The sequence below is a fragment of the Cellulomonas sp. IC4_254 genome (assembly GCF_011603975.1).
Taxonomy (GTDB): domain Bacteria; phylum Actinomycetota; class Actinomycetes; order Actinomycetales; family Cellulomonadaceae; genus Cellulomonas.
In genome coordinates, this window is the sequence record NZ_JAANNB010000160.1 from 1 (window position 1) to 9,302 (window position 9,302).

The following is a 9,302-nucleotide window of genomic DNA, read 5'->3' on the forward strand; positions in this document are numbered from 1 at the left end:
CTGGAGGCCCGCCCGTGACCGTCACCTTCCCGCCCGGCTTCCTCTGGGGCGCCGCCACCTCGGCGTACCAGGTCGAGGGCAGCCTCGACGCCGACGGCCGCGGCCGGTCCGTCTGGGAGGAGTTCGCCGCCCGGCCCGGTGCCGTGGAGGGCGGCGGCGACGGCTCCCGCGCGTGCGACTCGTACCGGCGCTGGCGCGAGGACGTGGACCTGGTGACGGAGCTCGGGCTGGGGGCCTACCGGTTCTCGGTGGCCTGGTCGCGGGTCGTGCCCGAGGGTCGCGGCCGGGTCGAGCGGCGCGGGCTGGACCACTACGAGCGGTTCGTCGACGCCCTGCTGGAGCGCGGCGTCGAGCCGGTGCTCACCCTCAACCACTGGGACATGCCGCAGGCGCTGATGGCGGACGGCGGGTGGGCGGGCCGGTCGTCCGTCGACGCCTTCGCGGAGTACGCCGACGCCGTCGCCGGCCGGCTCGGCGACCGCGTCACCTGGTGGGTCACCCAGAACGAGCCGTGGATCGTCGCCCTGCTCGGCTACCAGCTCGGCCTGCACGCGCCGGGCGTCGCCGACCTCGGCGCCGCGGTCGCCGCCTCGCACCACGTGCTGCTCGGCCACGGCGCCGCCGCCGACGCGATCAAGGCCCACGCGCCCCGGGCTCGCACCGGCTGCGCGCTCAGCCTGTTCCCGTGCGACCCCGCGACCGGCTCGGCCGAGGACGCCGCGGCCGCCTGGGGCTCCGACGGCTACGTGAACCGGTGGTCCCTCGACCCGCTCGCCGGCCGGGGGTACCCCGAGGACATGCGCGCGCACTACGAACGCGCGCTCGGCCGGTCGCTCGACGACGTGATCCGCCCCGGCGACGAGGACCGGATCGGCGGCCGGCAGGACTGGATCGGCGTGAACTACTACACGCGCCGCGTCGTCGCCGCCGCGCCCGCCGGGCCCGACCGCCCGTTCCCGTGGCAGGTCGTCGGCCCGGCGGGCGACGTGCCGCGGACCGACGAGGGCTGGGAGATCGTGCCGGACGCCCTGCGCGACCTGCTGCTCCGGCTGCACCGCGACCACCCCGGCACGCCGCTGATGATCACCGAGAACGGCGGGGTGTTCGGCGACGCGCCCACCCACGACGGCCGCGTGCACGACGTCCGCCGGACCGACCTGCTGCTCGGCCACCTGCGCGCCGTGCACGAGGCGATCCAGGCCGGCGCGCCCGTCGTCGGCTACCTGCACTGGTCGCTGCTGGACAACTTCGAGTGGTCGCTCGGCTACCGGCCGCGGTTCGGGCTGGTGCACGTCGACTACGCGACCGGCCGGCGCACGGTGAAGGACTCCGGGCGCGTGTACGCCGGGATCGCCCGCACCGGCGCGCTGCCGGAGGCGCAGCCCGCGATCGCCCCGTTCGGCTGACCCCGGCCGCGCCACCCGCACCCACCACCTCCGAGGACCCATGCGCATCACCGCCGCCCCCGGCACCCGCACGATCCACGCCGACACCTACCTGGTCGAGGTCCGCGCCGACCCGCCCCGCGCGGTGCTCGCCGACCCCGACGGCCGCATCTGGTCGCACCTGAGCCTGCTCGCGTCGGTGGACGTGGTCGGCGCCGCGGACGAGTCGTACGACGTCGGCGCCCCCACCGTGCACGACGCGGCCGGCGACCCGGTCGGCACGGACGTCGTCGACACCCCGGTCGCGGAGGTCCGGCTCGACTGCGCCAGCACCGCGTGGGGCCGCCGGCGCACGACGCTGCGCTGCCTGCCCGACCGGCTGGAGCTGACCGTCGAGGTGGCGGGGTCGGGCGTGCTCACCGACGTCCGGCTGCTCGGCGGCCGGGCGGTGCTGCGCAACGGCGCGGGTGGCACGTTCCGGTCGTCGACCGAGTACCGGTCGCTGTTCGTGCCGAACCCGACGGAGCCGGTCGACCTGGTGCGGCCCGCGGCGTCGGCGGCGACGCTCGGCGTGGTCGGGGACGCGTCGCCCGGGCGGCTGCACGCGGTGTTCTCCCCGCCGCCGCTGTGCCTCGTGCTCGGCCGGGAGCCCGCGGCGTCCGCCCTCGACGTGCCGGCGGGCCCCGGCTGGCTCGCGCTCGGGCTGGTCGCCCCCGTCGCCGACCTGCGGCTGACCCAGCTCCGCTACCAGCCCGTCGACGGCGGGTTCCTGCTGGAGCTCGACCACGACGCCCACACCGCCGTCGACGGCGCCTGGCGCAGCCCGACCCTGGTGCTGCGCCCGGCCGCGGACCCGTGGGCGGCGCTCGCGGACCACCGCGCGGACCTGGTGGCCGCCGGGGCGCCGGAGGGCCCGCTCGGGCCGGCCGCGGACTGGTGGGCGGAGCCGATCTTCTGCGGCTGGGGCGCCCAGTGCGCCCGGGCCCCGCTGCCCGGCGAGCCCGCCGCGCACCCGTACCGCCTCCAGGACCTCGGCCCGGCCGTGGTGCCCGCGGGCCTGCCGATCGCGCCCGACCTCGCGCGGCAGGACGTGTACGACGAGCTGCTGGCCCACCTCGCGGCGCACGACGTCGTCCCCGGGACGGTCGTGGTCGACGACAAGTGGCAGCGCGCGTACGGGACCGCGGAGGTCGACCCGGAGCGCTGGCCCGACCTGCGCGCCTGGGTGGCCGGGCGGCACGCCGCGGGCCAGCGGGTGCTGCTGTGGTGGAAGGCCTGGGACCCCGAGGGCCTGCCGCCCGAGGAGTGCCTGGTGGACGCCGCCGGGCGCCCCGTCGCCGTCGACCCCGCGAGCCCCGCGTACCGCGACCGCGTCCGGCGCACCGTCGCGCACCTGCTCGGCCCGGACGGGGTCGACGCCGACGGGTTCAAGGTGGACTTCACGCAGCGCGCGCCCGCCGGCCACTCCGTGCGCCCGCACCCCGCCGCGGGTGCGGCCGGCGCCGACGCGCCGTGGGGCGTCGCCGGGCTGCACGCCCTGCTCGGCGACCTGTACCGCGCGGCCAAGGCCGCCAAGCCCGACGCCCTCTTGGTCACGCACACCCCGCACCCCGCGTTCGCGGACGTGTGCGACATGGTCCGGCTCAACGACGTGCTGGAGCGGGACACCGCCGCCCGCGTCGTCCCGCTCGCGGACCAGATGCGCGTCCGCCGGTCGATCGCCCGCGCCGCGCTGCCGGGGCACCTCGTCGACACCGACCAGTGGCCGATGCTCGACCGCGCGCAGTGGCGCGACTACGTCGCGGCGCAGGCCGAGGGCGGGGTGCCGGCGCTGTACTACGCGGAGAGGGTCGACCGGTCGGGCGAGCCGCTGACCGCCGAGGACCTGGCGCTCGTGGCGGCGTCGTGGGCGACGTACCGGGCGGGGCTGCCCGCGCGGTCGGCGACCGGGACCCGGGTGTGACGGCCGACCCCGGCGGGGCGTCGGCCCCGGCTGCGTCGACCCTGGCTGGGTCGGCCCCGGCCGCGTCGGCCCCGGCCGCCGAGGCCGACGTCGTCGTGGTCGGCGCCACCTCGGCCGGCGTGTGCGCCGCCGTCGCCGCGGCGGAGGCCGGGGCGACCGTGCTGCTGCTGGAGCCCGGCGAGCACGTCGGCGGGATGACCTCCGGCGGCCTCGGGTACACCGACGTGGGCGACGTCCGGGTGCTCGGCGGGATGGCGGCCCGGTTCCGGGCGGAGGTCGCCGCGCACTACGGCGTGCCCGTCGGCGCGTACGCGGGCCCCGAGCCGCACGTGGCGGAGGCGATCCTGCGGCGCTGGCTCGACCACCCGCGGATCCGGGTGCAGCACGGCGCGGCGGTCCGGTCGGCGGACGTGGCGGACCGCGTGATCCGGTCGGTGCGCACCGCGGAGGGCCGGACCTGGGGCGGTGCCGCGTTCGTGGACGCGACCTACGAGGGCGACCTGCTCGCGCTCGCGGGCGTGCCGTACCGCGTCGGCCGGGAGGACCGGTCGCTGCACGGCGAGACCTTCGCGGGCCGGCGCGAGCCCGTGCCCGGGCGGCACGCGTTCCCCGGCTGGGTCTCGCCGTTCGTCGACGACCCGTCGGGGGAGACGCCGGGCGCGGTGCTGCCGCAGGTCCGGGACGTGCCCCTCGCGCCCGTCGGGTCGGGCGACGGCGGGGTGATGTCCTACGGCTACCGGCTCTGCCTGACGACCGCGCCGGACCGGGTGCCGGTCGGGCGGCGCGCCGGGTACGACGACGCGCACTGGGAGCTCGGCCGCCGGCTGTTCCGGCACTGGGCCGCTGCTGGCCACGTCCCGGCGGCGGGGTCGCTGCTCGGGCTCGAGCCGAACCTGCCCGGCGGCAAGGCCGACGGCAACTCGCTCGGGCCGTTCTCGCTCAGCGTCCTCGACGGCACCGCCTGGGAGTACCCGACCGCGGGGTGGGACCGGCGCGAGGAGATCCGCCGGCACCACCTCGACCACGCCCAGGACCTGCTGTGGTTCCTCACGCACGACCCGGACGTGCCCGCTCCGGTCCGCCGCGAGCTGGCCCGCTGGGGGCTGCCCGCCGACGAGTTCGTCGACACCGGCCACCTGCCGCACCAGCTCTACGTCCGCGAGGCGCGCCGCATGGTCGGCGAGGTGGTGCTCACCGAGCGCGACCTCACCGGGCCCGCCCGGTGGCACGACGTCGTGGCGATGGGTTCGTACCACCTGGACGTCCGGGAGGTGCAGCGCACCTGGCGCTGGGTGCACGAGCACCCGCGGCCGGTCGGGATGGTCGTCACCGAGGGGTACTACTCGGTGCCGGTGCCCCCGTACCCGGTCCCGTACCGGGCGCTGGTGCCGCGGTGGGCCGACTGCACCAACCTGGTGGTGCCGGTGTGCGTGTCGGCGTCGCACGTGGCGTTCTCCTCGATCCGGATGGAGCCGCAGTACCAGATGCTCGGGCACGTCGCGGGGCTCGCGGCGGCGCGGGCGGCGGCGTCCGGGCGGGCCGTGCAGGCGCTCGACGTGGTGGCGCTGCAGGACGACCTGCGGGCGGCGGGGCAGGTGCTGGCGGTGTGACGCCCCGGCGCCGAGGCGTGCGGCACCGGGACGAACCCGGCACAGCGGGAGAAACGGCCCGTGAGCAGCGCTTCTCTTCGGTCTCATCGGTTGTGGTGCCACTTCTGGAATCGATACCATAGGCGCATGCCCGCCACCGCCGTCGCCGCCGACGTCGTGGAGGTCGCGCCCGGCGTGTTCCGGGTCGCCGACACCTGCCACGTCTACGTCGTCCGCGCCGCCGAGCCCGCCGCCGACGGCGGCCGCACGGCCGTCGCGATCGACTTCGGGTCGGGTGCCGTGCTCGACCACCTCGAGGCGATGGGCGTCGACCGGATCACCGACGTGCTCCTCACGCACCACCACCGCGACCAGGGCCAGGGCCTGCCCCGCGCCGTCGCGGCGGGCATCGCGATCCACGTCCCGCCCGTCGAGCGCGACCTGTTCGACCGGGTCGACGAGATGTGGCGCACCCGCCAGGTGGTCAACGATTACAACCTGCGCGAGGACCGGTTCTCCCTGCTGGACCCGGTCCCGGTCGCGGACGTCGTCCCGGAGTACCGCACCCGGGTCTACGGGGGCGTGCCGGTGCAGGTGGTGCCGACGCCGGGGCACACCATCGGGTCGGTGTCCTACGTCGTCGAGCGCGGCGGCCGCCGGCTCGGCTTCACCGGCGACCTCGTCTACGCGCCGGGGAAGGTGTGGTCGCTCGCCGCCACCCAGTGGTCGTACACGGAGAACGAGGGGCCGGCGATGACGGTCCTGTCCTGCTACCTGCTGATGGACGAGCGGCTCGACCTGCTGCTGCCGTCGCACGGGCAGCCGATGGACGACCCGCAGCACGCGCTCGGCCTGCTGGCGACCCGGATGCGCGGCTACGTCGACTCGCGGCGCCCGCAGCCGTGGGACCTGCGGCTCCGGCTCGCCGAGCCGTTCCAGCGGATCACCGAGCACTTCCTGCTCAACCTGTCGAGCAACGCGTGCTCCTACGTCCTGGTGTCCCGGGACGGGCCGGCGCTGCTGCTGGACTTCGGCTACGACATGACGACCGGGCTCGCGTCGGGCGGCGACCGCGCGTCCCGGCGGCCGTGGCTCGCCTCGCTGCCCGCTCTGCGCCGGGAGTTCGGGGTGACCGCCGTCGAGGCGGTGCTCCCCACGCACTACCACGACGACCACGTGGCGGGCATGAACCTGCTGCGCGACGTCGAGGGCACCGAGGTCTGGGCGCCGGCCAACGTCGCCCCCGTGCTGGAGGACCCGCTCCGGCACGATCTGCCCTGCCAGTGGTACGACCCGATCCCGGTCGACCGGGTGCTGCCGCTCGGCGAGTCGTTCCGCTGGCACGAGTACGAGATCACCGTGCACGAGCTGCCCGGGCACACGCTGTACGCCGCGGCCTTCGAGGTCGAGGTCGACGGCGTGCGGGTGCTCGTCACCGGGGACCAGCAGGACGGGCTGGGCGTCCCCGCGAACCGGCGGGAGATCCTCAACTACCAGTACCGGAACCTGTTCCGGGTCACCGACTACCGGGACAGCGCCGCGCTCTACCGGCGGGTCGCGCCCGGCGTCATGGTCTCGGGGCACTGGGAGCCCCGCTGGGTCGACGACGCCTACCTGGCGATGCTCGACGCCGAGGGCGAGGAGCTGGTGCAGATCCACCACGACCTGCTGCCGCTCGACGAGCTCGACCTCGGGTCGGACACCCGGATGGCCCGGATCACGCCGTACCGGTCCGCCGTGCGCGCCGGCCGGCCCGCCCGGTTCACGGTCACCGTCCGCAACCCCGCCCGCGACGAGCGCAAGGCGACCGTGCGCCCGGTGCTGCCGCTAGGCTGGCGCGCGCACCCCGACGAGGCCGTCGTCGCGCTCCCGCCCGGCGGGCACGCGGAGATCGACCTGGACGTGGTGCCCACGGGTCCCGCGGCGGTCCGCCGGCGCCTGGCCGTCGACGTCAGCATCGGCGACCTGCGGCTCGGCCAGCACGCCGAGGCGCTCGTGGACGTCGTGGTGGACTGAGGCCCGCGGGGCCCGGGAACGAGGAGCACTGCATGGAGGCTGCCGCGCCGGGCACGCGCGGTGCGGCGACCGCCCCGGGACGCCGCGCCACGATCAAGGACGTGGCCGAGGCCGCCGACGTCTCCCGCTCCACCGCCTCGCGCGCGCTCACCGGTCGCGGCTACGTGGCACCGGCCGTGCGCGACCGGGTGCGGCGCGCCGCCCAGACCCTCGGCTACGTGCCGGACGCCATGGCGCGCAACCTCCGCCAGCAGGTCAGCCGGTCCATCGGCGTGCTCGTCTCCGACCTGCGCAACTCCTTCTACGCCGACCTCGCCAGCGGGATCAGCGGCCAGTCCCGCAGGCGCGGCTACGCGATGATGCTCGCCGACGACGCGGGCTCGGTCGAGGCCGAGCTCGAGGCCGCCGAGACCTTCGTCGCCCTGCGGGTCGCCGGCGTCATCCTCACCCCGCTGTCCGCCGAGGTCACCGAGTACCTGGGCCGGCACCGCATCCCCGTCATCGAGGTCGACCGGCAGTTCGCCGAGGGCGCCTGCGACGCGGTGGTCGTCGACAACAAGGCCGCGGCGGAGCGGGTCACCACCGGCCTGCTGCAGCAGGGCCACCGCCGGGTCGCGCTGCTCATCGACGAGATGGACTGGACCACCGGCCGGGACCGCCTGGTCGGCTACCGGTCCGCGTTCCTCGCCGCCGGGCTGCCGCTCGACGACGCCCTCGTGGTGCGCGGCGGCTGGGACGTCGGCGCCGCGACCGGCGTGGCGCGCGGGCTGCTCGACGGCCCGGACCGGCCGACCGCCGTGTTCGCGGCCAACAACGTCCTCGCGGAGGGCGTCTGGCGCGCCGCGCAGGCGCTCGGCCTGCGGGTGCCCGAGGACCTGAGCCTGGTGTCGTTCGACGACGCGCCCTGGATGACGATGGTCACGCCCGGGGTCACCGCCGTGGCGCAGGACGCCGTGGCGCTCGGCGAGGCCGCCGTGGCCCAGATGTTCGAGCGGATCGAGAACCCCGGGTCGCCGAAGCGCACCGTGATGCTGTCGGCCGCCGTGGCCCAGCGCGGCTCGACCGCGGCCCCGCCCACCGCCTGACGTCCGGCCTCGCGCGCGGGTCTTGACGCGCTGACCTGGACTCGATCCCACGTGGCGTGATCGTTTTCCCACGCGTGGCTTGACGCTCTCTCGCGCGCACTCCTATGCTCGATCTGGAATCGATCCCAGAGCGTCCGCACGGCATCGCCGCCGTCCGGACCCCGGGGTCGCCGCGCGCCGCCGCACCGGGCCGCGCGCCCGCCGGGGGTCTGGAGGACGCATGACGACGGACGGCTCGCCCGCGCCCGCGGACGGCGGCACGGCCACCGGCACGCCGGTCCTCGCGCTCGACATCGGCGGGACCAAGCTCGCCGTCGCGGTGGTCACCCCGGACGGCGGCGTGCACGGGCTGCGGGTGCGCCCGACCCGCCGCGAGGAGGGCCCGGCCGCCGTCATCGGCCGGCTGTTCGCGATGGGCCACGAGGCCGTCGCCGAGGCCGGGCTCGGCGCCGTCGGCGCGGTCGGCATCGCCTGCGGCGGCCCGCTCGACGCGCCCACCGGCCTGCTGCAGTCGCCGCCGCACCTGCCCGGCTGGGACGACATCCCGATCGGCCCGATGGCGACCGCCGAGTTCGGCGTCCCGTTCGCCCTGGAGAACGACGCCACCGCCGCCGCCGTCGCCGAGCACCGGTACGGCGCCGGGCGCGGCCTCGGCAGCCTCGTCTACCTGACCGTGTCGACCGGCGTCGGCGGGGGAGTCGTCCTCGACGGCCGGCTGCACCGCGGCGCGGCCGGCAACGGCGGCGAGCTCGGGCACATCACCGTGCGCCGCGGCGGCCGCGCCTGCTCCTGCGGGCGGCGCGGCTGCGTCGAGGCGTACGCGTCCGGCTCGTCGATCGCGGCCCGTGCCGCCGAGGCCCTCGCGGACCCGGCGCCCGGGGAGACCCCGTCCTCGCTCGCCGGCCTGCCCGTCGTCACCGCCGCGGACGTCAGCGCCGCCGCGGCCGCCGGCGACCCGCTCGCCCGCCGGGTCTGGGACGAGACCGTCGACCTGCTCGGCAGCGCCGTCTCCGACCTGGTCAACGTGCTGGAGCCGGAGCTGGTCGTGCTCGGCGGCGGGGTCACCCGCGCCGGGGCGATGCTGCTCGACCCGGTGCGGGCGATCGTCGCGCGGGAGGCGATGCCGCCGGCCGCGCGCGCCGCGACGGTGCGGCTCGCGGCGCTCGGGGACGTGGTGTGCGTCGTCGGGGCCGGGGCGATCGCGCTCGACGTGCTGGCCGCCGCCCAGGCCGCCGAAGCCGGCGCCGCCGCCGACGAAGCCGCC

Annotated in this window: 6 protein-coding genes; all 6 read left to right on the forward strand. The window is 76.9% G+C overall.

The features are described 5' to 3' along the window. On the forward strand, window positions 1–1,406 hold a 1,406-nt coding region (locus G6556_RS14385), incomplete at its 5' end, for a GH1 family beta-glucosidase (RefSeq protein WP_205693513.1). 40 nt (window positions 1,407–1,446) lie between these two features. Next, a complete protein-coding gene (locus tag G6556_RS14390; protein ID WP_166942760.1) occupies window positions 1,447–3,348 on the forward strand; it encodes a hypothetical protein in 1,902 nt (633 codons plus the stop codon). After that, a complete protein-coding gene (locus G6556_RS14395; protein WP_346774919.1) occupies window positions 3,345–4,958 on the forward strand; it encodes an FAD-dependent oxidoreductase in 1,614 nt (537 codons plus the stop codon). Before G6556_RS14390 ends, G6556_RS14395 begins: the two co-directional genes overlap by 4 nt. A gap of 126 nt (window positions 4,959–5,084) precedes the next feature. Next, window positions 5,085–6,953 (forward strand): MBL fold metallo-hydrolase, encoded by a 1,869-nt coding sequence (locus G6556_RS14400; protein WP_166942763.1) that lies wholly within the window; start codon window positions 5,085–5,087, stop codon window positions 6,951–6,953. Window positions 6,954–6,985: 32 nt separating this feature from the next. Then, window positions 6,986–8,038, forward strand: a complete 1,053-nt coding sequence (locus tag G6556_RS14405; protein ID WP_166942766.1) for a LacI family DNA-binding transcriptional regulator — start codon at window positions 6,986–6,988, stop codon at window positions 8,036–8,038. Between the two features lie 220 nt (window positions 8,039–8,258). Beyond that, on the forward strand, window positions 8,259–9,302 hold a 1,044-nt coding region (locus G6556_RS14410), incomplete at its 3' end, for an ROK family protein (RefSeq protein WP_166942769.1).

Coding starts and splice junctions, on each gene's coding strand:
- G6556_RS14390 (WP_166942760.1), top strand. CDS start 1,447: ATGCGCATCACCGCCGCCCCCGGCACCCGCACGATCCACGCCGACACC.
- G6556_RS14400 (WP_166942763.1), top strand. CDS start 5,085: ATGCCCGCCACCGCCGTCGCCGCCGACGTCGTGGAGGTCGCGCCCGGC.
- G6556_RS14405 (WP_166942766.1), top strand. CDS start 6,986: ATGGAGGCTGCCGCGCCGGGCACGCGCGGTGCGGCGACCGCCCCGGGA.